This is a genomic window from Nocardia brasiliensis (genome assembly GCF_011801125.1).
Lineage (GTDB): Bacteria > Actinomycetota > Actinomycetes > Mycobacteriales > Mycobacteriaceae > Nocardia > Nocardia brasiliensis_C.
In genome coordinates this window covers 5,507,627-5,530,474 of record NZ_CP046171.1, presented here as the reverse complement: position 1 = coordinate 5,530,474, position 22,848 = coordinate 5,507,627, and the positions used below count along the sequence as shown (strand labels likewise).

General features: G+C 68.4%; 25 protein-coding genes. 14 read left to right on the top strand and 11 right to left on the bottom strand.

The window, feature by feature from the left end:
* The first annotated feature begins 64 nt into the window (after positions 1 to 64).
* From F5X71_RS25020 to F5X71_RS25000, 5 genes are all read left to right on the top strand, one after another.
* Entirely contained in the window at positions 65 to 424 is a 360-nt protein-coding gene (locus tag F5X71_RS25020) for a YlxR family protein (protein WP_238816035.1), read from the top strand.
* 109 nt (positions 425 to 533) lie between these two features.
* Positions 534 to 3,533: a translation initiation factor IF-2 gene (gene infB, locus F5X71_RS25015; RefSeq protein ID WP_167464224.1), complete on the top strand. Its 3,000-nt coding sequence runs from the start codon at positions 534 to 536 to the stop codon at positions 3,531 to 3,533.
* 72 nt (positions 3,534 to 3,605) lie between these two features.
* Positions 3,606 to 3,896, top strand: a complete 291-nt coding sequence (locus F5X71_RS25010) for a DUF503 domain-containing protein (RefSeq protein ID WP_167464223.1) — start codon at positions 3,606 to 3,608, stop codon at positions 3,894 to 3,896.
* 54 nt (positions 3,897 to 3,950) lie between these two features.
* Positions 3,951 to 4,391 carry a 30S ribosome-binding factor RbfA gene (rbfA, locus tag F5X71_RS25005; RefSeq protein ID WP_014986910.1) on the top strand — a complete coding sequence of 147 codons (441 nt, stop codon included), beginning with the start codon at positions 3,951 to 3,953 and terminating at the stop codon, positions 4,389 to 4,391.
* Positions 4,392 to 4,404: 13 nt separating this feature from the next.
* Positions 4,405 to 5,406: a DHH family phosphoesterase gene (locus F5X71_RS25000; protein ID WP_167464222.1), complete on the top strand. Its 1,002-nt coding sequence runs from the start codon at positions 4,405 to 4,407 to the stop codon at positions 5,404 to 5,406.
* 125 nt (positions 5,407 to 5,531) lie between these two features.
* On the opposite strand, the gene F5X71_RS24995 is transcribed toward F5X71_RS25000, so the two are convergent.
* Positions 5,532 to 6,749 (bottom strand): IS110 family transposase, encoded by a 1,218-nt coding sequence (locus tag F5X71_RS24995; RefSeq protein ID WP_167464221.1) that lies wholly within the window; start codon positions 6,747 to 6,749, stop codon positions 5,532 to 5,534.
* Between the two features lie 481 nt (positions 6,750 to 7,230).
* Here F5X71_RS24995 and F5X71_RS24990 point away from each other — a divergent pair, with 481 nt between their 5' ends.
* A complete protein-coding gene (locus tag F5X71_RS24990) occupies positions 7,231 to 8,565 on the top strand; it encodes an MATE family efflux transporter (RefSeq protein ID WP_167466713.1) in 1,335 nt (444 codons plus the stop codon).
* Between the two features lie 49 nt (positions 8,566 to 8,614).
* Here F5X71_RS24990 and F5X71_RS24985 read toward each other — a convergent pair whose 3' ends face one another.
* On the bottom strand, positions 8,615 to 9,052 hold the full coding sequence (locus F5X71_RS24985; RefSeq protein ID WP_167464220.1) for a hypothetical protein: 438 nt from the start codon (positions 9,050 to 9,052) through the stop codon (positions 8,615 to 8,617).
* Positions 9,053 to 9,413: 361 nt separating this feature from the next.
* On the opposite strand from F5X71_RS24985, the gene F5X71_RS24980 reads away from it, so the two are divergent.
* A complete protein-coding gene (locus F5X71_RS24980; protein ID WP_167464219.1) occupies positions 9,414 to 9,929 on the top strand; it encodes a hypothetical protein in 516 nt (171 codons plus the stop codon).
* On the opposite strand, the gene F5X71_RS24975 is transcribed toward F5X71_RS24980, so the two are convergent.
* Genes F5X71_RS24975 through F5X71_RS24960 form a run of 4 tightly spaced genes read right to left on the bottom strand, consistent with a single transcriptional unit; the run spans position 9,848 to position 12,295 of the window.
* Entirely contained in the window at positions 9,848 to 10,135 is a 288-nt protein-coding gene (locus tag F5X71_RS24975; protein WP_167464218.1) for a hypothetical protein, read from the bottom strand. The genes F5X71_RS24980 and F5X71_RS24975 overlap by 82 nt on opposite strands.
* A complete protein-coding gene (locus F5X71_RS24970) occupies positions 10,135 to 10,437 on the bottom strand; it encodes a hypothetical protein (protein WP_167464217.1) in 303 nt (100 codons plus the stop codon). Before F5X71_RS24970 ends, F5X71_RS24975 begins: the two co-directional genes overlap by 1 nt.
* Positions 10,437 to 11,939 (bottom strand): WXG100 family type VII secretion target, encoded by a 1,503-nt coding sequence (locus F5X71_RS24965; RefSeq protein WP_167464216.1) that lies wholly within the window; start codon positions 11,937 to 11,939, stop codon positions 10,437 to 10,439. The genes F5X71_RS24970 and F5X71_RS24965 overlap by 1 nt, the downstream gene beginning before the upstream one ends.
* Complete coding sequence (locus tag F5X71_RS24960) at positions 11,936 to 12,295, bottom strand: hypothetical protein (protein WP_167464215.1); 360 nt, start codon at positions 12,293 to 12,295, stop codon at positions 11,936 to 11,938. The genes F5X71_RS24965 and F5X71_RS24960 overlap by 4 nt, the downstream gene beginning before the upstream one ends.
* A gap of 141 nt (positions 12,296 to 12,436) precedes the next feature.
* Here F5X71_RS24960 and F5X71_RS24955 point away from each other — a divergent pair, with 141 nt between their 5' ends.
* The 5 genes from F5X71_RS24955 (at position 12,437) to F5X71_RS24935 (ending at position 16,139) form a co-directional block, all read left to right on the top strand.
* A complete protein-coding gene (locus F5X71_RS24955) occupies positions 12,437 to 12,670 on the top strand; it encodes a hypothetical protein (RefSeq protein ID WP_167464214.1) in 234 nt (77 codons plus the stop codon).
* 281 nt (positions 12,671 to 12,951) lie between these two features.
* Complete coding sequence (locus F5X71_RS24950) at positions 12,952 to 13,908, top strand: metallophosphoesterase family protein (protein ID WP_167464213.1); 957 nt, start codon at positions 12,952 to 12,954, stop codon at positions 13,906 to 13,908.
* Positions 13,909 to 14,093: 185 nt separating this feature from the next.
* Positions 14,094 to 14,762 (top strand): 4'-phosphopantetheinyl transferase Npt, encoded by a 669-nt coding sequence (npt, locus tag F5X71_RS24945; protein WP_167466712.1) that lies wholly within the window; start codon positions 14,094 to 14,096, stop codon positions 14,760 to 14,762.
* Positions 14,762 to 15,667 carry a tRNA pseudouridine(55) synthase TruB gene (truB, locus tag F5X71_RS24940; RefSeq protein ID WP_167464212.1) on the top strand — a complete coding sequence of 302 codons (906 nt, stop codon included), beginning with the start codon at positions 14,762 to 14,764 and terminating at the stop codon, positions 15,665 to 15,667. Before npt ends, truB begins: the two co-directional genes overlap by 1 nt.
* Before the next feature lie 73 nt (positions 15,668 to 15,740).
* Positions 15,741 to 16,139: a hypothetical protein gene (locus F5X71_RS24935; protein ID WP_238815456.1), complete on the top strand. Its 399-nt coding sequence runs from the start codon at positions 15,741 to 15,743 to the stop codon at positions 16,137 to 16,139.
* Here F5X71_RS24935 and F5X71_RS24930 read toward each other — a convergent pair.
* Genes F5X71_RS24930 through F5X71_RS24920 form a run of 3 tightly spaced genes read right to left on the bottom strand, consistent with a single transcriptional unit; the run spans position 16,124 to position 18,281 of the window.
* Positions 16,124 to 16,807 (bottom strand): GntR family transcriptional regulator, encoded by a 684-nt coding sequence (locus tag F5X71_RS24930; RefSeq protein ID WP_167464211.1) that lies wholly within the window; start codon positions 16,805 to 16,807, stop codon positions 16,124 to 16,126. The genes F5X71_RS24935 and F5X71_RS24930 overlap by 16 nt on opposite strands.
* On the bottom strand, positions 16,794 to 17,525 hold the full coding sequence (locus tag F5X71_RS24925; protein ID WP_167464210.1) for a maleate cis-trans isomerase family protein: 732 nt from the start codon (positions 17,523 to 17,525) through the stop codon (positions 16,794 to 16,796). Before F5X71_RS24925 ends, F5X71_RS24930 begins: the two co-directional genes overlap by 14 nt.
* A gap of 15 nt (positions 17,526 to 17,540) precedes the next feature.
* A complete protein-coding gene (locus F5X71_RS24920) occupies positions 17,541 to 18,281 on the bottom strand; it encodes a maleate cis-trans isomerase family protein (RefSeq protein ID WP_167464209.1) in 741 nt (246 codons plus the stop codon).
* Positions 18,282 to 18,366: 85 nt separating this feature from the next.
* Between F5X71_RS24920 and F5X71_RS24915 the strand changes: the two genes are divergently transcribed.
* Both F5X71_RS24915 and F5X71_RS24910 read left to right on the top strand, forming a co-directional pair.
* The gene (locus tag F5X71_RS24915; RefSeq protein ID WP_167464208.1) at positions 18,367 to 19,332 is read left to right on the top strand and encodes a D-2-hydroxyacid dehydrogenase; all 966 of its coding nucleotides are present in this window, start codon (positions 18,367 to 18,369) and stop codon (positions 19,330 to 19,332) included.
* Between the two features lie 104 nt (positions 19,333 to 19,436).
* The gene (locus F5X71_RS24910; RefSeq protein WP_203218372.1) at positions 19,437 to 20,822 is read left to right on the top strand and encodes an amidase; all 1,386 of its coding nucleotides are present in this window, start codon (positions 19,437 to 19,439) and stop codon (positions 20,820 to 20,822) included.
* Positions 20,823 to 20,897: 75 nt separating this feature from the next.
* Here the strand turns inward: F5X71_RS24910 and F5X71_RS24905 are convergent, their stop codons facing one another.
* Entirely contained in the window at positions 20,898 to 21,392 is a 495-nt protein-coding gene (locus F5X71_RS24905) for a DUF3830 family protein (protein WP_167464206.1), read from the bottom strand.
* A 118-nt stretch (positions 21,393 to 21,510) separates the two neighbouring features.
* A complete protein-coding gene (locus F5X71_RS24900) occupies positions 21,511 to 22,752 on the bottom strand; it encodes an aspartate aminotransferase family protein (protein ID WP_167464205.1) in 1,242 nt (413 codons plus the stop codon).
* Positions 22,753 to 22,848 lie beyond the last annotated feature (96 nt).

The window sequence follows — 22,848 nt, the reverse complement described above, 5'->3', positions numbered from 1 at the left end:
AGGGCGCCGGGAGCACCGCGAATTCAACACCGTTTGCCGTGCTTCGGACCATCGGGATGACATGTTGGTAACTTCCGCAGGGGAGCGGTTCGGTGATCCGACCGGTGCAGCGGTAGAGTGGACAGAGGTTCAGCACGCGCAACCGATTCGGACCTGTATCGGATGCCGGAAGCGCGAGTTGGCCGCCGGTCTGTTACGGATCGTGGCGCGGAAATCGGATACCGGAAACGGTGTCCCCGCTGTCATGATCGTTCCCGATCCGCGGCGCAGACTTCCCGGACGGGGTGCCTGGTTGCACCCCGTCTCGGCTTGTCTGAACGCGGCAGAGCGGCGCCGAGCATTCGGCAGAGCACTAAGAGTGTCCGGAAATCTGGATATCTCAGCCCTGGAGCAGTACCTCGAGAACAGGCACGAGCACTCATGAGCACACCGTGAAGCACCAACGATGAACGTCCATCGGAGATAACCCGAGGTCGTGCGGGCCCCGTCCCTGAACAACGGGTGCACTGCTCGACCTCTCAGTGAGGAGAGCAGTGGCAGGCAAGGCCCGCGTGCACGAGTTGGCCAAAGAACTCGGTGTCACCAGCAAGGAACTACTCGCAACGCTCAAGGAGCAGGGCGAGTTCGTGAAGTCCGCGTCGTCAACGGTGGAAGCTCCCGTCGCGCGCAGGCTGCGTGAGTCGTTCGCATCGAAATCAGCCCCGTCGAACGGCACCAAGTCGGGTTCACGCCCCGGCCCGTCCTCCTCGGCCCGTCCGGCCGCGAAGCCCGCAGGAAACGGTCCCCGCCCGGGCCCGCGCCCCGCGGCCCCCGCGCCCGCCCAGGCCGCTCAGGAAACCGTCCGTGAAGCGAGCCCGGCGCGTACCGAGGGACCGGCCGTGAAGCCGGGCCCCGCCGCCCGTCCCGGCCCGGTGCCCGCGCCGAAGCCCGCCGCGGCCCGCGAATCCGCGCCTGCGGCACCGGCCGCCTCGGCCGCCGCCGAGACCAGCGCGGCGCCGGCCGGCCCGCGCCCGACCCCGAACGCCGCGCGTCCGGGTCAGCAGCAGCGTCCCGGCGCACCCACCCCGGGTGCCCCGCGTCCCGGTGGTTCCGGTCCGCGTCCCGGCCCGAAAACGCCTCGGGTCGGCAACAATCCGTATTCTTCCGCGCCTGAGCGTCCCGCGCCGCGTCCGGCTCCGGGCCAGGGCGGTCCGCGTCCGGGCCCGGCTCAGGGCGGTCCGCGTCCCGGCCCGGCCCAGGGCGCCCCGCGTCCCGGCGCACCCGCTCAGGGTGGCGGCGCGCGTCCGGCTCCCGGCCAGGGCGGTCCCCGTCCGGGTGGCCCGCGGCCGAGCCCCGGCTCGATGCCGCCGCGGCCCAACCCCGGCGCCATGCCGTCGCGTGCGGCACGTCCGGGTGGTGCGGGCGGCCCGGGTGCCGGTCGTCCGGGTCGTCCCGGTGGCGGTCCCGGCGGCGGCGCCGGTCGTCCCGGCGGCGGTGGCGGTGGCTACCGCGGCGGTGCGCCCGGTGGCGGCGGTGCGGGCGCCGGTGCGCCCGGTGCCGGTGGCGCCGCGGGTGGTTTCCGTGGTCGTCCCGGTGGCGGTGGCGGTCGTCCGGGTGGTCCCGGCGGTCGTGGCGGTGCCGCGGGCGCGTTCGGTCGTCCCGGTGGCGCCCCGCGTCGTGGCCGCAAGTCGAAGCGGGCGAAACGCGCCGAGTACGAGAGCATGCAGGCGCCCGCCGTCGGCGGCGTGCGGCTGCCGCGCGGCAACGGCGAGATCATCCGGCTCGCCCGTGGCGCCTCGCTGTCGGACTTCGCGGAGAAGATCGACGCGAACCCGGCCGCTCTGGTGCAGGCGTTGTTCAACCTCGGCGAGATGGTCACCGCGACCCAGTCGGTGAACGACGAGACGCTCGAGCTGCTCGGCAGCGAGATGAACTACGTCGTGCACGTGGTCAGTCCCGAGGACGAGGACCGCGAGCTGCTGGAATCGTTCGACCTGACCTACGGCGAGGACGAGGGCGGCGAAGAGGACCTCGAGCAGCGTCCGCCGGTCGTGACCGTGATGGGTCACGTCGACCACGGTAAGACCCGACTGCTGGACACGATCCGCAAGGCCAACGTCCGTGAGGGCGAGGCCGGTGGCATCACCCAGCACATCGGCGCCTACCAGGTGCTCACCCACCTCGGCGAGCAGGACCGGCTCATCACCTTCATCGACACCCCGGGTCACGAGGCGTTCACCGCCATGCGTGCCCGTGGTGCGAAGGCCACCGACATCGCGATCCTGGTGGTCGCCGCCGACGACGGCGTCATGCCGCAGACGGTGGAGGCGATCAACCACGCGCAGGCGGCCGACGTGCCGATCGTGGTGGCGGTCAACAAGATCGACAAGGAAGGCGCGAACCCGGACAAGGTTCGTCAGCAGCTGACCGAATACAACCTGGTGGCCGAGGAATACGGTGGCGACACCATGTTCGTCAACATCTCGGCGCGCCAGGGCACCAATATCGACCAGCTGCTCGAGGCGGTCCTGCTCACCGCGGACGCGGCGCTGGACCTGCGGGCCAACCCGGACATGGACGCGCAGGGTGTCGCCATCGAGGCGCACCTCGACCGTGGCCGCGGCCCGGTGGCGACCGTGCTGATCCAGCGCGGCACGCTGCGCGTCGGCGATTCGATCGTGGCGGGCGACGCCTACGGTCGCGTCCGGCGCATGGTCGACGAGCACGGCGACGACGTCACCGAGGCGTTGCCGTCGCGGCCGGTCCAGGTCATCGGCTTCACGTCGGTGCCGGGCGCCGGTGACAACCTGCTCGTGGTCGACGAGGACCGGATCGCGCGCCAGATCGCCGACCGGCGCAACGCGCGCAAGCGCAACGCACTGGCCGCGCGCAGCCGCAAGCGGATCAGCCTGGAAGATCTGGATGCCGCGCTGAAGGAGACCTCGGAGCTCAACCTGATCCTCAAGGGCGACAACTCCGGTACCGTCGAGGCCCTCGAAGAGGCGCTGCTCGGGATCCAGATCGACGACGAGGTGCGGCTGCGGGTCATCGACCGTGGTGTCGGTGGCGTCACCGAGACCAACGTCAACCTGGCCTCGGCCTCGAACGCGATCATCATCGGGTTCAACGTCCGGGCCGAGGGCAAGGCGACCGAGCTGGCCAACCGCGAAGGCGTGGACATCCGGTACTACTCGGTGATCTACCAGGCCATCGACGAGATCGAGAAGGCCCTCAAGGGCATGCTCAAGCCGATCTACGAAGAGGTCGAGCTGGGCCGGGCGGAGATCCGCGCGATCTTCCGTTCGTCGAAGGTCGGCAACATCGCCGGTTGCATGGTCACCTCGGGTTCGGTCAAGCGCAACGCCAAGGCGCGCCTGCTCCGGGACAACGTGGTGATCGCCGAGACCGTCACGATCTCCTCCTTGAAGCGGGAAAAGGACGACGTCACCGAGGTCCGCGAGGGCTTCGAATGCGGTTTGACGTTGACCTACAACGACATCAAGGAAGGCGACATCGTCGAGGCCTACGAGCTGCGCGAGAAGCCGCGCGACTGAGCTCTGGACCGTGCGCCACGCCCGGCGTGGCGCACGGTCCGGCCTTGTTCCAGACCGATGTGAGGTGGATGGGTGTACCTGGGTGCACTGGAGTTCGACCTCCTCCTCGGCGATGTGCATTCACTGAAGGAGAAGCGCTCGGTGATCCGGCCGATCCTGGCCGAGTTGCAGCGTTTCGGGGTGAGTGCCGCCGAGGGTGGGGAGCATGACCGCCATCGTCGCTCGCTGCTCGGGGTCGCCTTCGTCAGTTCCGGTATGGATCATCTGACCGAGGTACTCGATCGTTGCGAGCGGCACGTCGCGGCACGTCCGGAGTTACAGTTGCTGGCAGTGCGCCGCAGGATCTTCGGACCCGAAGATTGACCGTGGCTGGAGGCCCGTTTACTCCGGTCACCAGTGAAAGAGGAGGGTTCAGCCATGGTGGATCAAGCCAGGGCACGCCGACTCGCGAAGCGGATTTCCTCGATCGTGGCGACCGCGATCGAATACGAGATCAAAGATCCGCGGTTGGGTTTCGTGACCATCACCGACGCCAAGGTCACCGGCGATCTGCGCGAGGCGACGGTGTACTACACCGTGCTCGGTGAAACCTTGGACGCCGAACCGGACTACGAGGGTGCGGCGCAGGGCCTGGAGAAGGCCAAGGGCGTGCTGCGCTCGAAGGTCGGCGCGGGCACCGGCGTGAAGTTCACGCCGACGCTGGCTTTCGTCCTGGACAAGGTGCCCGAGGTCGCGGCGGACATGGAAGCGCTGCTGGCCAAGGCACGGGCGGCGGACGAGGCGGTGGCCAAGGTCGCGGCCACGGCCAGGCACGCCGGTGACGCCGACCCCTACAAGGTCGAACGCGACGACGAGTGACATGCGGTAGGCGATGACGACGATGCGGGAAGCAGTCGACCTCGAACCGGCTGTCGAGGCGATGAAAGCCGCCCGCTCGGTCACCGTCGTCTGTCATGTGCAACCGGATGCCGACACCGTCGGCAGTGGTCTCGCGCTGGCGCTGGTGTTGCACCGGCGCGGGATCCCGGTGCGGGTGTCGTTCGCCGAGCCCGCCGAACTGCCGGAGTCGATGCGTTCGCTGCCGGGTGTTCAGCATCTGGTGCCGCCGGCCGAGGTGCCCGCCGAGGTCGATCTGCTGATCGCGGTCGACTGCGGCAGCGCCGGGCGTCTCGGTGCGCTCGCCGACCGAATGGCCGGGGCCGCAACGGTTCTGGTGCTCGACCATCATCGCTCCAATACCAGGTTCGGCACGATCAATGTGATCGATCCCGGTGCCGAATCGACCACCAGCCTGATCGCGCGGGTGCTCGACACCTGGGGCATCCCGATCGATTCCGAAGTGGCGCACTGTCTTTACGCCGGATTGGTGACCGACACCGGATCGTTTCGCTGGGTGCGTCCCGGGACGCACGTGCTCGCCGAGCGGCTGCTCGCCACCGGCATCGATGGCGGCGAGATCGCCCGAACCCTGTTGGACACCCACCCTTTCGGCTGGCTGACCATGCTCTCGAAGGTGCTGGCCACCACCGTGCTGGTGCCGCAGGCCCGCGGCGGAATCGGGCTGGTGTACGCCTTCGTGCGGCGCGACGACATCGCCGAGGTCAGTTCCGAAGAGGCCGAAAGCGTCATCGACATCGTCCGCACCACCGCCGAAGCGGGAATCGCCGCGGTATTCAAGCAGTCTCGCACCGTCGCCGATCGGTGGACGGTGTCGCTGCGTTCCCGCGACAGCAGTCCGGGCGCGCAGGACGGGGTGGACGTTGCCGAGATCGCGAGCGGACTCGGCGGTGGCGGCCATCGCTTCGCCGCCGGATACACCGCGTTCGGTACCGCCGATGAGCTCGTCGCCACACTGCTGGCCGCGCTGGAGTGAGTGCGCACGCGCCGCCCTCGGGACCGCGGTTTGTCGGTGCCGCCTGGCAGGGTGAAGCGCGTGTTCGGTCCGCGCACGACGCGGGTAGCCGAAGGTGTTGTGGTGAGGGAGTTTCAATGACCGTGTCAAGCCGCAGCAGTGATCGGGGTCGGCGCCTCGGCGGTGAAGGTGCGGTTGTCGCGGATCAAGGCCCATACGAGGTCGACCAAGCGTCGAGCCAGTGCGATCAAGGCTTGGGTGTGGATTTTGCCTTCGGATCGTTTGCGCTGATAGAAGATGCGCGATGGGCCGTCGGGACGTCTGATGCTGGAAAGAGCGGCCAGGTAGAACACCCGGCGCAGGCCGCGGTGGTAGCGGATGGGTCGGTGCAGGTTGCCGCGTACGCGGCCGGAATCGCGGGGCACCGGCGCCAACCCGGCGTAAGCGGCGAGCCGGGCCGAGGTGCCGAACGCGGTGATCATGTCGCCGCCGGTATCGGCGATGAGCTGGGCGCCCAGGATCGGACCGAACCCGTCGATGCTGGTGATCGACTCGGCGGCGGGGTGGTCGGCGAATCGGCCGGTGAGCTGCTTGTCGAGGTCTTTGATCTCGCGGTCCAGGTCCAGCAGTTGACGGGCCAGCCGCGTGATCAGCGGCGCGGTGACGGCCTCGGCGGGCACCGCGAGGGTCTGCGTGCGGGCCGCACCCAGCGCCGTATCCGCCATCCCCGCAATGCCTTTGGTCCATGCGCCGTGGGCATGGAGGTACTCGGCCACTCCTGTGGCGCCGGCGGTGCGTATCGCTTCGGGGGTACAGAAACCGGTGAGCAGGATCAGCGGCGAGCGAGCGGTGTAGTCGAAGGCGGCTTCCAGTGCAGGAAAGATCGATGTCAGCAACTCACGCAGCCGGTTGACCCCGCGCACCCAGTCGGCCATCAGGTCCTCGCGCCGCGCGGTCAGGACTTGCAGATCGGTCACGACGACATCCGGATTGGTGATCGGGGTGAGATCGCTACGCAGACGCGCTGTTTCAGCGATCGTGCGCGCATCACGCGCATCGGTCTTGGCCTCGCCGGGAAACGCATCGGCCATCCGGTTGACCACCCGACCGGGCACATACAGCACCGGCTGACCGGTCCCGGTCAACAACATCAGCAACAGCCCGGCCACCCCGGAGGTCATGTCCACGGCCCACACCACATCGGCGGAGACCTTCGCGACCCGGGCGATCAACTGCTCGATCTTGATCTGGGTGTTGGGAACCTTCTGCGAGAACACCACCTTGCCCGCAGGGTCGACCACACACGCGTGATGGGCGGCCTTGCCGACATCGATTCCCACCCAAACTTTTTCACGCACCGCCACGCGGTTCGTCCTCTCCCACGCCTACAACCCCGAAGACGACCCGCCAGCAGCTCCATAAACAGCGACAACCCGCAGATTTCAATCAGCAGCCAGGGCGTCCAGAACGGCGAGGCGGCTACTCCTTCGGAACCACCAAACGGCAAGAACCCATCAGCCACACCCCGTCGTCCCGGGCATCCAGAACCTCGTGTCCTGAACACCTACAACCTTATGGAGATCCCATGAGCGAACGTAGTGAGCGAATCATGTGGCAGTGCGTCTTCGCGCATGGTGGAGCTGAGCGTCGGCGAGGCGGAGGCATGAGCGGGCGAAGTACCGTCCGATCAGTCGTGCAAGGGGCTGTGCGGGGTGGGCATCGCGTGCCATCGCGTGCCTTACTGTGGGGCGTCGGCGAGGTGCGTGCGTGAGCGGCGGACGTGAATCGTCGGTCGAGGACGATCCGGCTGAAGGTGCCGCGCCGTCGGCTGTGGGTGCCGCGGCGGTGCCCGCCGAGACCGCGGCGCAAGCCGGTCCGCGCCGGATTCTCGGTCTGGCGATCCCCACGCTCGGTGTGCTCGTCGCCGAGCCGATCTATCTGCTGTTCGACCTCGCCGTGGTCGGGCGGTTGGGCGCGCTCGCGCTGGCCGGGCTCGCGATCGGCGGATTGATTCTGGCGCAGGTGAGTTCGCAGCTGACCTTCCTGTCCTACGGGACGACGGCGCGGGCGGCGCGCAGGCACGGCGCGGGGGACGAGCGTGGTGCGGTGGCCGAAGGGGTGCAGGCGACCTGGCTGGCGATCGGGGTCGGACTGTTGATCCTGGTGCTGGTCCAGGTGGGTGCGGTGCCGCTGGCGAACGCGATCTCCGGTGGCGGGGAGATCGCGGGCGAGGCGCTGCCGTGGCTACGGATCGCGCTGTTCGGGGTGCCGCTCATCCTGATCTCCATGGCGGGCAACGGATGGCTGCGCGGTATCCAGGAAACACGCAGGCCGCTGCTCTATGTGATTGCCGGGCTTGCGGTTTCGGGCGTGCTGTGTCCGGTGCTGGTGCATGGGCTGCTGGGCGCGCCGCGACTGGAGCTGGCCGGGTCGGCGGTCGCGAACGTGATCGGCCAGCTGGTGATGGCGGCGCTGTTCGTGAATACGCTTGTCCGCACGCGGGTTCCGCTCGCGCCGCACTGGTCGGTGATGCGGGCCCAGCTGGTGCTCGGGCGCGATCTGATCGTGCGCAGCCTGGCCTTCCAGGCCTGTTTCGTCTCGGCCGCGGCGGTCGCGTCCCGCTTCGGCGCGGCCTCGGTCGCGGCTCATCAACTGGTGCTGCAGCTCTGGAATTTCCTTGCGCTGACCTTGGATTCGCTCGCGATCGCGGCGCAGACGCTGGTCGGCGCCGCCCTCGGCGCGCACGACGCGGCGGGCGCGCGCACGCTGGCCCGGCGGGTCACCCGGTGGTCGGAGATCTTCTCACTGGGGCTGGCCGCCTGCTTCGCCGCGGGCGTCGTGCTGATCCCGAAGCTGTTCACCGACGATCCCGCGGTGCTGGATCGCACGCACGTGGCGTGGTGGTTCTTCGTCGGCATCATCCCGGTCGCGGGCATCGTGTTCGCCCTGGACGGGGTGCTGCTCGGCGCGGGGGACGCGGCCTACCTGCGGACCAGCACCCTCGGGTCGGCGATGCTCGGCTTCCTGCCCGCCATCTGGCTCTCGCTGGCCTTCGACTGGGGTATCGCCGGAATCTGGGCCGGGCTTGTGGCCTTCATGGTGCTGCGCCTCGGCGCGGTGTCCTGGCGGGCGGCTTCCGGTCGCTGGGCGCGGGTCGGTGCGGAGGTTCCGGCCCGTTGACGGACGAAACCCCGGGCAAGGCCCGGGGTTTCGCGTTCCGTGCGGTAGCTCAGCTGGGCAGGAAGCAGCGATCGACCGGTAACGACTCGATCGTTGCCGCAGGCATCGATACCTTGGCACAGGCCAGGGTCGGGTACGTGCCGGGTGTCTGCGAGTCGCCCGCGAAGTCGGCGCAGTAGGTGACGGCCAGATGGTCGCCGGCACCCACCTCCCGGCGCAGCGTGAAGTCCGCCGGGGCGGCGGCACGCTCGGACAACGTGTTCTGCTGTGGATCGCCGTCGATCAGCAGGGTGCACTGCACCTGCGCGTCGGGCAGATCGGAACTGATCGTGGTCAACGCGGCAGTGACGGCACTGCCCTCGACTAGTAAGGTCGCGCTGCTCGGCGGGATGGTGATGGCCGCCCCGGCGAAACCGGGAGCGGCGGTGATGGCCGCCGCGGCCGATGACGCTACGACAAACCCTCGAATTGTGTTGCGTGCGATCATGCCCCGCAACCTACCGTGCCCGATGCTTCGATTCGAAAGTTTCGCAAATCTCGTGGCGGTGATGGTGGTGGTTGCTCGACTGGGACTGTCAGCGTCGGGGTATGCGAGCGGACTGTCGCGGGTTGAGGGCCAGCGAGATCGGCTCAGTCTGCGTCCGAAGGCGCGACCAGGGGTGTCAAATGGGGCTATCGGTGTATCTACCTTGCGTCCTGGACACGCTAGAGTCTCGAAATCTGTGGTTTCGAGTTCGCGGATTTGGAGGGCGTGAATCGCTTTGGCGAGCTTTCAGCGTCGCCATCGGCACATCGCCAAACCAGCCAGCCATTTCGGGGTGGATGCCGACTTCTAGGTGGGCCGCGGTGTGGGGTCCGACGCCGTGACCGGAAACAAGGACAAACTGCAGTTACACGACTCCGTCGAAACCGAGCACCCGCTCGAAGGGGAGCAGTTCCTCATACGCCTGTGGGCCGACCGCAAGCACCGGCCACGATCGGAGATATACCGGTTGACCGAGGCAGAGGTTGCTGCGGGGATGGCCGAACTGCGGCACTACGTGCTGCCGGGCGAACTCGTCGAACGAGAGCAGATCCTCGACCTCGAGGAGGCCGACAACACCGACACCATGATCGAGCCCAGCCAGCCGGTCAAAGAGGCGCATCGAAGACTGGTCGAGATCGAAGGGGCGGGTGTGAGCGGCATATCGAGGTCGAGTGTGGTTACTGCGACGATTTCGCTTGACGACGCGTTGATAGACCAGGTCTCCCGACTTCACGTTGCGATGAGCGCCTCCGTGCGCTACGCGTTGAAGATCAGAAGGCCGAGACCGGTGGCCGCCGCGGAAGCCAGGACGCCGGTAAGGATGCCCGCCCCGGCTTGACGGCCCGCCCCCGGCCGAAGAAGCAGGAGGCCACCGGTCAGGATCTCGACGGGAATGACGACCAGGTACAGCACCCACAAATACGGGATCACCAGTACCGGAACGATGTTGACCGACATCGCGGTTGCGGCAGCGGTGAACGTGGAAGGGCCGAACCACTGCTGGTCGGGGGTCGGCTGTGCACTGTGAGAGGCGAAGTCAGCCATCAGATCCATCCTCCGCGATACAGCAGTCCAGCCAGCAGGCCGGTAATGGCGATCATCACCGAGACGGCCAACGCGCCGCGCGCACATCCTCGCGCGGTATTCGACGCCGACTTTCGCAACACCGCGGCGACCGCCAGTCCGATCCCCACCGGAATCAGGAAGGCGATGGCTGGCATTCGAAGATATTCGGGATCACGCAGTCGCAGGATGAACGCCACCATCGAAAGCTCGACAACGCACGCCACCGCGAGGGCGGCGGTGGCCCCGACCCAGTACGGAGAGCCCAGTCTGCCCTGTGCCATCAAACAGTTCCTTTCGGAAGCGGAACATGTGGTGGGTTCGTGGTCGGCCCGATAGGGGTCGACGGCTTGTCCGGCCCCGGGACGTCGTAGGTGGAGTTCCACTCCTGGAATGGGCGAGTAGCCGTTTCACCGAGTCCGATGTCGTGGTGGAACGGGAGGTTCACGCTCGGCCCCCATGACCGTCCGCTCACAGCCGGATCGAGCACAACGGTCCGCGTATTGCCTTGCGGGTCATCCTGATACACCTCGAGCGAGGGATAATCCGTACGGGTGCCATGCACTTCGACACCGTTGGCCCCCGGCTTGAAGACCAGATCCCCGTTGACCGTGACCCCGTGCTGATCGAGTTTGGTGTCGCCGGGCGCGTTGGCGGTCCAGTCCGGGGCGAACGGGTTGCCTGCGTCGTACTTGATGCGCACCGAGCCGTCGTTGGCCTGCCAGACCTCGCCCTGGGGAATACCGATCTGTACCTCTCCCGGGCTACCGTCAGGGTTCTGCCGAACCGACGGGTTCTGCCGGAGAACGACTATCCCGTTCTCATAGTCGATATAGGTGCTGACCTTGGCATGCTCCGGATCGAAGTGCGGGTCGGCGGTCCGGTTATCGCCCAGATCTCGTTTCGGTGGAGGCCAACTGCTGACATCTCGCTGCTCGATGTACTGTGCTGCACGCACCACACCTTGGCCAGGAACCTTGTCGATCTTGACCACCTGGATCACCGGTGCCACGCCCTGGAACTTGGGTGTGTAGCTGTTCGGGTTCAGGATATGCGCGGTCTGCCAGTCGGTCGGCGAGGTCGGTGGTCGGCCGAACACCGCCTCGAATGCGGCCGCGGCGGCTTGGGTGCGTTCCTCGCTGAACCCCTCGGTGCCCGGTGCCTGCTGCCGTTGATACACAGAGTCGCCGGGGTCGGCAGTCCCTGGGGTGGTCGGGGCATCGATGCCGTCGCCGAAGTGGTTCCCGGCGTAGCGAATCTGCCAACCCGCTTCGCGGATGAGCCGGTCGGTCTCTTCGGCGGCAGTACGCAATTCCGTGAACGCTTTCGCGATCAGGTCTTGATGGTCCTGAGCGGCAGCGCGGATGTCGGCGTGCTTGTCGCTCGGGACCGTATCGGCGATGGTGAGCGTGACCGACCAGTTGTTCTCGACCTTCATGGTCGCGCCTTCACCGGCGGCGTTCGGGGCCTCGGCGTCGGAGACCTTCTTCAGCAGGGCATCGCGCGTCCAGTACAAGCCGTCGGCGGCTTGGCCGAGGACAGTGACCAGGTCGCCGGTCTCTTCCTTGATCTTGCGCGCTTGCAGGTGATCCTCGCTGATCCGCCCATAGGCCGCGTCGTGGGCGCGTCCTACCCAGTCGGCACCGAAGTTGGAGAACTCCTGCGGCATGCGGTCGATCTGATAAGCGAAGGTGTTGTTGCTGGTCGCGAGCTTGATAGCGAGGGTGGCCAACTGGCTGGTGTTCCAGTTGGTGACGTTGGTTCGGGTCAGGTCCCAGCCGCTCATCGAGGCCCCTGCGCGACCCGGTAATCGAACTCGTCGAGACGAGCCGCGAAGCTCTCATCGGTGGTGGCCAGATCGTTGGCGGTCTGCCGGATCGCCGAGGCGACTTGCCCGACCCGCCATGACACCCGCAGCCATGCTCCCTCGGTATATTCGGTGGCCAGCTCGCAGGCGGAACCGATAGGCGTGCCGGACAATGCAGCGGCTATCTCCTTGGCGGAGGTGCGGACGTCGATATCATCAACCTGTTTAGCGATGTCCTCCATGGCCGTGGCCAGCGTATTGAGTCTGTCGATATCGGCTTGGAGTAGTGCCACGAGGTCCCCCTTCACGGTCAGCGTTGAGCTGACAAGGACCATAACCTGTCGGTAACGCCGCACCAGGAACAGTGCAGTTGTCCATCAGCATCCGCTCTGACCCGCTGCCCACCCAACAGGCTGGTCCCGTTCGTCAGTTCGCAGTGCTGAGGGGGCGGCAGATACTCCGAGAGCCTGGTGTGGTTGATCAGGTCGTGCAAGGGAGATCTGCTGGTCGCGACATTGCGAGTCCCGGAAAGCTACTGGTCCGAGCACCCAGACATGGTGCTGCGGTTGAAGGAAGTGGTCGGCAGGCTTCGGGGTACCGGAGAAAAGCCCCACGACGTGGAGCAGCCACGTGGCGCCGATCGCTCGTTCACCACCGATGACATGATCTGGAAACGCATCGGCGAGCTGCGCGAATCCGGGATCCTCTAGCCCTCGACCCTGTGCCCGGCCGATCGATCGCCGTGTCCGCGTCCACTCCTTCGTCCCCGGTTGACGGGTGGCGGGGCACATGTCGAGCTGCGTTGTCGGACAGCGCCTTCGACAGCCTCCCTGCGGTGCTGTCGGGCGAAGCGGGCGCGGCTCGCACCCACGTCGCGTTTAGCCGACGCCGCGCAGGCCTGTGGTCCCGCGCGCGTGTCTGTCGAAAAGACACGCGCGCGGGGCGCGGGGTGGGCGGCGGGGTGGGGGTGGGTGTGCTTAAGGTGGGTGTGGTGATACCCAAGTTGATGGCGGTGAGCGACATTCATGTCGGGCACCAGGGGAATCGGCCGGTTGTCGAGCAGATTCGGGCCGACTCGCCGGAGGACTGGCTGATCGTGGCCGGGGACGTGGGGGAGAAGACCGACGACATCCGGTGGGCGCTGGAGTTGCTGCGCGGCCGCTTCGCCAAGGTGATCTGGGTGCCGGGCAACCACGAGCTCTGGACCACGGCGAAGGACCCGGTGCAGATGACCGGTGCCGCCCGCTACGACTACCTGGTGTCGATCTGCCGCGACCTCGACGTGGTGACCCCCGAGGATCCCTTCCCGGTGTGGACGGGCGCGGGATCGGAAAAGCACGGCGGATCGGTGACGCTGGCGCCGATGTTCGTGCTCTACGACTACACCTGGCTCCCCGAGGGCGCGACCACCAAGGCCGAGGGCCTGGCGATCGCCCGGGACCGCAACGTGGTCGCCACCGACGAATACCTGCTCTCCCCGGACCCGTATCTGACCAGGGACGCGTGGTGCAATGCCCGCGTGCAGGTCACCAAGCGCAAGCTGGACGCCATGCCCGAGGGCACGCCGCTGGTGCTGATCAACCATTTCCCGCTGGTCCGCCAGCCGACGGACGTGCTGTTCTACCCGGAGTTCGCGCTCTGGTGCGGCACCGACCAGACCGCTGACTGGCACACCCGCTACAACGTGGTCTGCTCGGTCTACGGCCATCTGCACATCCCGCGCACCTCGCACTACGACGGCGTGCGCTTCGAAGAGGTGTCGCTGGGCTATCCGCGGGAGTGGCAGCGCCGCGGCCTGCCCGACCGCCTGCTCCGTCAGATCCTGCCCGCCCCGGAGTACCCGCCGGGCACGCTGAACGAGTGGGGCGGCCACTTCAAGGTCACCCCGGAGATGGAAGCGGCCGCCGCCGAGATGCGCGCCAAGGCCCAGCGCCGCCGGGGAATGTGAGTCCGTTCCGCCGCGGCGGAACGGTGCCCGTCACGGCGATTTGATTCCCGACGCAACTACTGATTTGGTGGGTATATGAGTAACTCGTCGGTTACCGGCGAACTCTGCAACGTGTCTACCGCCGGACGCCCGCCGAAGCAGCGTGGCACCCGAGTCCGGCCTGAATTCGCGGGGAGGCGGACGAGCTGATCGAGAACATTCTGCCCGCGGGTGTCGCCTCGGCCGAGCTGCTGAAGTATCCGCCGGATCTGACGGCATATCCGGCCGAAGAACATCTGATCGCGAAGGCTGTGGAGAAGCGGCGCCGGGACTTCATCGGCGCCCGGCACTGCGCCCGCCTGGCGCTGGCCGAGCTCGGCGAGCCGCCGGTGGCGATCGGCAAGGGCGAGCGGGGCGCGCCGATCTGGCCGCGCGGGATCGTCGGCAGCCTCACCCACTGTGACGGGTACCGCGCCGCGGCGCTCGGGCACAAGCTGCGCTTCCGTTCGATCGGGATCGACGCCGAGCCGCATGCCGAGCTGCCCGAGGGCGTGCTCGATTCGGTCACGCTGGCGCCGGAGCGAGAGTGGTTGCGCGACACCGACTCTCCGCTGCACCTGGATCGGCTGATCTTCTGCGCGAAGGAGGCGACGTTCAAGGCGTGGTGGCCGCTCACCCTGCGCTGGCTCGGTTTCGAGGACGCGCACATCACCTTCGAGCTCGAGGACAACTCGGTCGGGGCCGGGCGCGGCACCTTCCACAGCAAGATCCTGGTACCCGGCCAGACCAACGACGGCGGCACGCCCCTGGCGTCGTTCGACGGCAGGTGGCAGATCGTCGACGGGTTCATTCTGACCGCGATCGTGCACGTCTGATGGCCGGTCTCGGCGGGCTGCTGATCGTCGACAAGGACGGCGGCTGGACCAGTCACGATGTCGTCGCGAAGTGCCGGAAACTGTTGCGCACCAAGAAGGTCGGGCACGCGGGCACGCTGGACCCGATGGCGACCGGGGTGCTGGTGCTCGGGGTGGACCGGGCGACCAAGCTGCTCGGCCTGCTCACCCTCACCACCAAGGCCTACACCGCCACCATCCGGCTCGGTCGGGCCACCAGCACCGACGACGCCGAGGGCGAAGTGCTCGCGAGCACGCCCGCCCTGCACCTCGCCGATGCCGAAATCGCCGCGCACATCGCGAAACTCACCGGGGATATCGAGCAGGTGCCCGCCACGGTGAGCGCGATCAAGGTGGACGGCGAACGCGCCTATGCCCGGCATCGCGCGGGCGAGGACGTGCAGTTGGCCGCCCGCCCGGTCACGGTGTCGCGCTTCGACATTCTCGGTCGTAAGGACGTGCCGGAGGGGGAGTTCGTCGATCTCGACGTGGTCGTCGAATGTTCCTCTGGCACTTATATCCGGGCGCTGGCCCGTGATCTTGGCGCCGGGCTCGGTGTCGGCGGGCACCTGACGGCGTTGCGACGCACCAGGGTCGGCCCGTTCACCCTCGACCATGCCCGCACCCTGGACGAATTGGCGACCGCCGCCGAGTCGGACGCCGACCTGCTCAGCCTCGACATGGACGAGGCCGTGCGCACCGCCTTCCCGCACCGCGAGATCGACGAGAGCCAAGCCGAGGACCTGCGCAACGGCCGGTGGCTCGAGCCGATCGGCCTGCGCGGTGTGTACGCGGCGATCGATCCGGCGGGCCGGGCGATCGCGCTGCTGCAGGAAAGCGGTAAGCGCGCGGCGTCGGTGATGGTCGTGCGCCCGTCCAACCTGTAGTCGGCTGTCTTTCCGGCGTGCCGCGGCACCGCCGAGATCCGGCTCGATACCACGCTCGGGATCGGCCACCTTCGTGGTGCCGCTCGGCTGTTACCAGTTCGGCATGGGCACCCCGCCGCCGGGCACGAAGCCGGTCCCGGAGGGGATGCACCAACTGTTCCTGGTCCGCGCGGGCGAAACGGGCGAAGGCCTGCTGCGCTTCGAGGACACCCAGCAGCCGCAATGCTCGCCTGGCGCGATCGCGCGCGACCTCGACGACATCGGCAGGCTCACCGAGCATTCGGCGAGCGTGAACTATTGCGACGGCGCATGGGCCGTCATCGTCTGGGATGCCCCCGGCGACAGCCAGCGCATTGTTCGCAGTGGCACCGGCGGCTGGGCCACCTACTTGGCGTTCCCGCACGACCAATGCTGGGCGAAGGCCGCCGCCGACGGCGTTCCCGCCGGCCTGAAGCACTATTTCGCCTGCTGAATCTGTCCGGTGCGGTCGGCGGCGATCGCCCGGACGGCGCCCCGCATGTGCTCGATCAGCAGTTCGCGGGCGCGGACGGCGGGGCCCGCGCCGATCGCCTCCCGCAGTTCGACGTGCTCGCGGGCCTGCTCGCGCAGGTCCGGGTTGGTGGTCTGCAAGGCGCCCAAGCACATTCGGGTCTCGATCAGCAGCGTGCGGGCCGCACGGGCCAGCCGCGGGCTGCCCGCGCTGTCGACCAGCGCGACGTGAAAAGCTTGGTCGGCATCGGAAAGTGCTGCGGCGTCACCGTTTTCGGCGGCCGCGCACATCCGCTCGACGCTCTCGCCGAGCGCCGTGTAGGCGATCTCCCTGCGGCCGTCGAGGATCAGCTCCAGCGCGCCACCCTCGATCGCGGTCCTGGCGTGGTAGATGTCGGCGACATCGTCGAGGGTGAGGTCGATGACGAAGATGCCGCGATGCCGGATGCTGTGCAGCAGGCCCTCGGAGACGAGGCGCTGCATCGCCTCGCGGACCGGACCGCGGGACACGTCGAAGCGGGCAGCGAGGTCGGCCTCGCCGAGTTGGTCGCCGGGCGCGAAGCTGCCGCGCATGATCGCTTCGCGCAGTCGATCGGCGATCACCTCGGCCGTGGACTGTCTGTTGACCGGCTCGATGTCAACGAGCGACATGGGCATGCCTTTCTGTGAACAGGGTGCCGAGGGCTGGGCAGGTCGCGGCGCGGCCCGCCAGTCGCAGCCCCGCCCAGATAGTGACCTGATTGGCGGTCAGCACGGGCTTGCCGAGGGCGGCTTCCAGCTCCGGCAGCACGGCAAGGGTATGCATGGCCGTGTCGGGGATGAGCAGCGCCTGGGCATCGGGATGATCGTTGGCCTCGGCCAGCCGCCGGACCTGCCCGGCGTCGAGCGTGCCTACCTCGGCGGCGGTGTCGATGCCCGCGCTGCGCATCGAGACGACGTGAATGTCGGCGTCGGCGAGGAATTCGACGAACAGCCGCGCGACGTCGTCGGGGTAGCTGGCGGCGACGGCGACGGTGCGCAGGCCGAGCGCGTGCACCGCGTCGACGAAGGCGAGGCTGGTGCTGGTCGCGGGCACGCCCGCGGCCGTGGCCAGCGCCGCGACCTGGTCACGGGCGCCGCGCGGGCCGTAGACGAAACTGCCCGAGGTGCAAGCCCAGACGACGGCGTGCGGGCGGTGCGGTGCGAGCAGTTCGGCGCCGTGGCGCAGCTTGTCCGGGCTGCCGAGGTCGAGCAGTTCGGGCACGGCGTGCAGGTCGGTGCCGTAGATGTGGGCCACCGGCAGTTCGACGCCGAGTGCGGCGGCGGCGCGCGGGTAGTCGTCCTCGGCCGCGTGATCGGGGTAGATGAATCCGATTGTGGTGGTGTGCATGTGCTGTTCTCCCGATCAGAAGACGTTCAGTAGCCATTTGCCCGGACCCATCATCGGCAGCTTCATCCGGCCGAGACAGGCCCACATGGTGAGCTGGTTGGCGGTGAGCACGGGTTTGCCGAGTGCCTGTTCCAGTGGCTCGATCACGTCGTAGGTGGGCAGGTTGGTGCAGCTGACGAAGATGGCCTGGGCCCTCGGGTCGTCCGCGCCGACGATGCGCTCGGCGATGGTGCGGTAGTTGACCTTCCAGATACCGCCGCCGAGGCCGAGGTGGTCGGAGCGGATGACGGTGCACCCGGCCTCACCGAGGAAGTCGTGCAGTTTGTTGGTGAGGATCTCGTCGTACGGGGTGAGCACCGAGAGCCGGGTGATGTCCAGGTGCCGGATCGCCTCGAGCAGCGCGCCGGAGGTGGTCACCGCGTCCAGCGCGCCTGCCGCGCAGATGGTTTCCCGTAGTGATCGTTCGTAGTCGATTCCCTTGATGAAGCTGCCCGAGGTGCACAGGTAGGCAACCACTTCCGGCTCGACGTGCAGCACGTCGCGCGTGGCGGTGGTCAGATGCGCTGGATTCGAGACCAGCTCGGCCATCGCCAAGGAGACCGGGACCGGTTCGTACGGCGTGCGGGCCAGATGGAGGCTGACCTCCATCGGCGCCCAGCGCCAGAGCTCGCGCTCGAGCGCGAGGTCGAACGGCGCGATGATACCGATGCCCCGCTGTGCGACAGGGCCCTCGATATCCGGGAAGCTGAGTTCCATACGGCCCCTCTCGCACTCAGCTGGATAGACCTCCGAACGCGATCGGATTGTTGACAATCATACGATGCGATCTTAGTGTGTCAATGTGGAAACGGGCCCCATTGTCACCGTCCTGCACAGTGACCGCGTGCCCGAGGCGGAGCTGATGGCCGCCGTGTCGGCGCGGGTCACTGTGCGCTACACCGAGGCCGCCGGTCTCGCGACCGCGTTGCGCGGTGCCGACGTGCTGTTCGTCTACGACTTCCTGACCACGGCCATCCCCGGCGCGTGGCACGCCGCCGACCGGCTGCGCTGGCTGCACATGGGATCGACCGGGGTGGACCCGGCGATGTTCCCGGAGCTGCGGGCCAGTGAGGTGGTGGTCACCAATACGCGCGGGCTGTTCGACACCGCCATCGCCGAATACGTGCTCGGGCAGATCCTGGGTTTCGCCAAGGACCTGCCCGGATCGCTGCGCAGGCAGCTGCGCCACGAGTGGGAGCACCGCGAGAACGAACGGGTCGCGGGCGCCACCGTGCTGATCGTCGGCACCGGCTCGATCGGCCGTGCCATCGCGCGGCTGTTGCGCGCGGCCGGGATGAATATTCGGGCGGTGGGCAGGCGGATGCGCGCGGCGGACCCGGATTTCGGCGCGGTCGGCACCGACCTGCACGCCGAGTTGCCGGGGGCCGACTACGTGGTGGCGATCGCCCCGCTGACCGCGCAGACCCGGAACATGTTCGGCGCCAGGGAATTCGCCGCGATGAAACCACATGCGAGGTTTGTCAACGTGGGCCGCGGGGAACTCGTAGTTACCGACGATCTGGTGGCCGCCCTCGCCGCCGGGTCGATCGCCGGGGCGGCGCTCGATGTGGTCCACCCCGAGCCACTGCCACCCGACCATCCGCTGTGGGATCTACCGAACGTGTCGATCACACCGCACAACTCGGGCGATTTCAGCGGCTGGCGGACCGAGATCGTCACCGTGTTCGCCGAGAACTTCGACAACTGGATCGCCGGCCGGCCACTGCGCAACGTGGTCGACAAAGAGCTGGGGTACGTGCCCGGCTGAAGGAGCCCGAACATGAGCGAACGCCGTGAGCGAATCGTGTGCCAGCGTGCCGTGCGCCTGGCGCGACCGAGCGCCTGCGAGGTGCGGCCATGAGCTATCCCGACATCAACATTCCGACCGAGCCCGCGGCGATGACCGCCGTCCAGTTGGTCTCGGCCTATGCCGCGGGCGCGCTGTCCCCGGTCGAGGCGACCGAGGCCGTGCTGGCCGCCATCGCCGAGCGCGACCCGCAGGTGAACGCGTACTGCCTGGTCGATCCCGATCGTGCGCTCGTGCAGGCCAAGGACTCCGAGGCGCGCTGGCACTCCGGGCACGCGCGCGGGCTGCTCGACGGCGTGCCGATCTCGATCAAGGACATCTTCCTCACCGACGGCTGGCCCACCCGGCGCGGCTCCACCTCGGTGGACCCGGCCGGTCCGTGGACGGTGGACAGCCCGGTCGCGGCCCGGCTGCGCGAGGACGGCATGGTGTTCCTCGGCAAGACGACGACGCCCGAGATCGCGTGGAAGGCCGTCACCGACAGCCCGCTGACCGGCATCACCCGCAACCCGGTCGACCCGGCGACGACGGCGGGCGGCTCGTCCGGGGGCAGCGCGGCGGCCGTCGCGGGCGGCATGGGACCGGTCTCGGTCGGCACCGACGGCGGGGGCAGCATCCGCATCCCGGCGGCGTTCTGCGGCATCGTCGGTTTCAAGCCGACGCACGGGCGGATTCCGCTCTATCCGGCGAGCCCGTTCGGTCCGCTGGCGCATGCGGGCCCGATGACCCGCACGGTCGAGGACGCGGCGCTGCTGATGGACATCCTCTCGCTGCCCGACCCGCGCGACCCGACCGGCCTCGCGCCCACGCTGACCACCTTCCGCGGTCAGGTGGCGCGCGACGTGCGTGGACTCACCGTCGCCTACTCGCCGACGCTGGGCTACGCGCGGGTCGATCCGGAGGTCGCCGCGCTCGTCGACGCCGCGGTCGGCAAGCTCGGCGAGGCCGAATTGCGGGTCGCCACGGCCGATCCCGGCTTCGCCGACCCCCGCGAGGCGTTCGAGCTGCTGTGGGCGGCCGGTGCGGCCACCATGCTCTCGAAGTTCCCCGAGGGGTCACGTGAGCGGGTCGATCCGGCCCTGGGCGAGGTCTGGGCGCAGGGCGATGCCGTGCGCGCGGTGGACTACCTCGACGCCCGCAACGAGGCGGCCCAACTCGGCATCACCATGGGTACCTTCCACACCGCCTACGACGTGTTGATCACCCCGACGATGCCGATCACCGCGTTCGAGGCGGGACACGATGTGCCGCCGGGCAGCGGGCTGACCAGCTGGCCGCAGTGGACGCCGTTCACGTACCCGTTCAACATGACTCAGCAACCCGCGATCAGCATCCCGGTCGGCAGCACCGCGGCCGGGCTGCCGGTCGGGCTGCAGATCGTCGGCCCGCGGCACTCCGACGACCTGGTGCTGGCCGTGGCCCGCTACGCCGAATACGTCCTGGCACAGTGACATGCGCGCCGGCCGCGGTGGCGACCGGCGCGCATCTCGTGACTACGTGCGAATTATTGTGCGCGACAGTTGGATTCAGGTGCGGGCGAAGGCCAGCGTCTCGCCGGCGACGCCGTGCAGCCAGAGGTCGTTGCAGGCCGCGGCGATCTCGGCCAGGCCGTCCTCGATCGTCGCGAAGACGTTGCCGGGCACCCAGCCCATGTCGCCGTTGATCAGCAAGTTGTTGCGGCCGTAGAAGATCGCCAGATCGGTCGCGCCCTGATCGTGATGCGCGGTCGAGCCCGGCTCGTAGCCGTAGGCCGGGTTGCCGATCTCCCACGCCTCGAAGTCGAACAGGCAGACATCGCCAGGAATGGGGGTGACTGTCGGATTCTCCCGGTGTGGGGCCGCGCTGATCCGGGGCACCAGGGTGTACACCTCGTTGCGGGCGTACTTGGCGTGGAAGGCATCGCCCTCCTGCGGCAGCGCGTCCCACACGGCGGCGCAGGTGTGCGGTGCCTCGGCGTCGAGCAGCCGGGCGCGGCAGGTGACGCCGGCCTTGGTCAGGGTGATGCTGATGTAGCGAGCCATAGGGTCTGCTTTCTGTTGTCGCGCGGGTCGATGTGCGGGACTCACAGGGCGTCTGTTCGGCTGCCCCGAGGCTATCGCCGCCGCGGGCCGGGTGCACGCGCCGTGGCGGCGGGCCGGGTCAGAGCTCTGCCAGTACCTCGGTCCAGATCGCGAGCGCGTCATCGATCTGGCTCGCGGTCACGATCAGCGGCGGGATCATCCGCACCACGTTCATATGCGCACCGCAGGTGAGCAGCAGCAGCCCCTTCTCGACCGCGAGCCGCTGCGCCGCGCCTGCCGTCTCGGTGTCGGGTTCGCCTGTCGCGGTGGTGAATTCGCATCCGGCCAGCAGGCCGAGGCCGCGCACGTCGCCGATCGCCTTGGTGGCGCTCGCGCGCAGCCCGGCCAGCAGCTGGTCGCCGCGGGCGGCGGCGTTGTCCACCAGCCGCTCGGATTCGATGACCTCCAGCGTCGCCACCGCGGCGGCGCAGGCCACCGCGTTGCCGCCGTAGGTGCCGCCCTGCGAGCCGGGCCAGGCCTTGGCCATCAGCTCGCGCGCGGCCGCGATGCCCGAGAGCGGGAAGCCGCTGGCGAGGCCCTTCGCGATGGTGATGATGTCGGGTCGCACGCCGAAATGCTGGTGCCCGAAGAACTTTCCGGTGCGCCCGAAGCCGGTCTGGATCTCGTCGAGCACGAGCAGGATGCCGTGCCGGTCGGCCCGTTCGCGCAGACCGCGGAAGAAGGCGGTGTTGCCGGGGATGTAACCGCCCTCGCCGAGCATGGGCTCGACCACGAACGCCGCGGTCTCGGCGGGCGAGGTGAGCGTGGCGAGCAGATAGTCCAGCTCGCGCAGGGCGAAGTCGGTCGCCTCCGCCTCGGTCCAGCCGTAGCGGAACGCGGTGGGGAAGGGGGCGACGTGCACGCCGGACATCAGGGGACTGAACCCGGCCGAGAACCGGGTGCCCGAGGTGGTCATGGTGGCCGCCGCGACCGTGCGGCCGTGGAAACCGCCATGGAAGACGACCACATTCGGCCGCCCGGTCGCCTGGCGGGCCAGCCGCAGCGCGGCCTCGATCGCCTCGCTGCCGGAGTTGGCGAAGAACAGCGAGTCCAGTCCCGGCGGCAGCACCGTGCCGAGGCGCTCGACGAGTCGCAGCATCGGCTGGTGCATGACGGTGGTGTATTGGCCGTGGATCAGGCTGGCGACCTGGGCCTGGGCCGCCGCGACCACGTGCGGGTGGCAGTGGCCGGTGCTGGTGACCCCGATGCCCGCGGTGAAGTCGAGGTAGCGGCGTCCGTCGGTGTCGTAGAGATAGCAGCCCGTGCCGTGATCGACGGTCACCGGGGTGGCCTGGCGCAGAACGGGCGAAAGTTCGGTCATGGTGATCCGCCTCCCGGGAAGTGGTGCGATCGCAGCGGCCCGCAGATTGTCTATTGTCGGATTGTTGACAATATGCATAACATGGCGAGGGAGGTC

Coding starts and splice junctions, on each gene's coding strand:
- F5X71_RS24925 (WP_167464210.1), bottom strand. CDS start 17,525: ATGCACACCACCACAATCGGATTCATCTACCCCGATCACGCGGCCGAG.
- F5X71_RS24985 (WP_167464220.1), bottom strand. CDS start 9,052: ATGATCGCACGCAACACAATTCGAGGGTTTGTCGTAGCGTCATCGGCC.
- F5X71_RS24905 (WP_167464206.1), bottom strand. CDS start 21,392: ATGGCTCGCTACATCAGCATCACCCTGACCAAGGCCGGCGTCACCTGC.
- F5X71_RS25000 (WP_167464222.1), top strand. CDS start 4,405: ATGACGACGATGCGGGAAGCAGTCGACCTCGAACCGGCTGTCGAGGCG.
- rbfA (WP_014986910.1), top strand. CDS start 3,951: ATGGTGGATCAAGCCAGGGCACGCCGACTCGCGAAGCGGATTTCCTCG.
- F5X71_RS24970 (WP_167464217.1), bottom strand. CDS start 10,437: ATGGCACAGGGCAGACTGGGCTCTCCGTACTGGGTCGGGGCCACCGCC.
- F5X71_RS24920 (WP_167464209.1), bottom strand. CDS start 18,281: ATGGAACTCAGCTTCCCGGATATCGAGGGCCCTGTCGCACAGCGGGGC.
- truB (WP_167464212.1), top strand. CDS start 14,762: ATGGCCGGTCTCGGCGGGCTGCTGATCGTCGACAAGGACGGCGGCTGG.
- F5X71_RS24965 (WP_167464216.1), bottom strand. CDS start 11,939: ATGAGCGGCTGGGACCTGACCCGAACCAACGTCACCAACTGGAACACC.
- F5X71_RS24960 (WP_167464215.1), bottom strand. CDS start 12,295: ATGGTCCTTGTCAGCTCAACGCTGACCGTGAAGGGGGACCTCGTGGCA.
- F5X71_RS24930 (WP_167464211.1), bottom strand. CDS start 16,807: ATGTCGCTCGTTGACATCGAGCCGGTCAACAGACAGTCCACGGCCGAG.
- F5X71_RS24900 (WP_167464205.1), bottom strand. CDS start 22,752: ATGACCGAACTTTCGCCCGTTCTGCGCCAGGCCACCCCGGTGACCGTC.
- F5X71_RS24975 (WP_167464218.1), bottom strand. CDS start 10,135: ATGGCTGACTTCGCCTCTCACAGTGCACAGCCGACCCCCGACCAGCAG.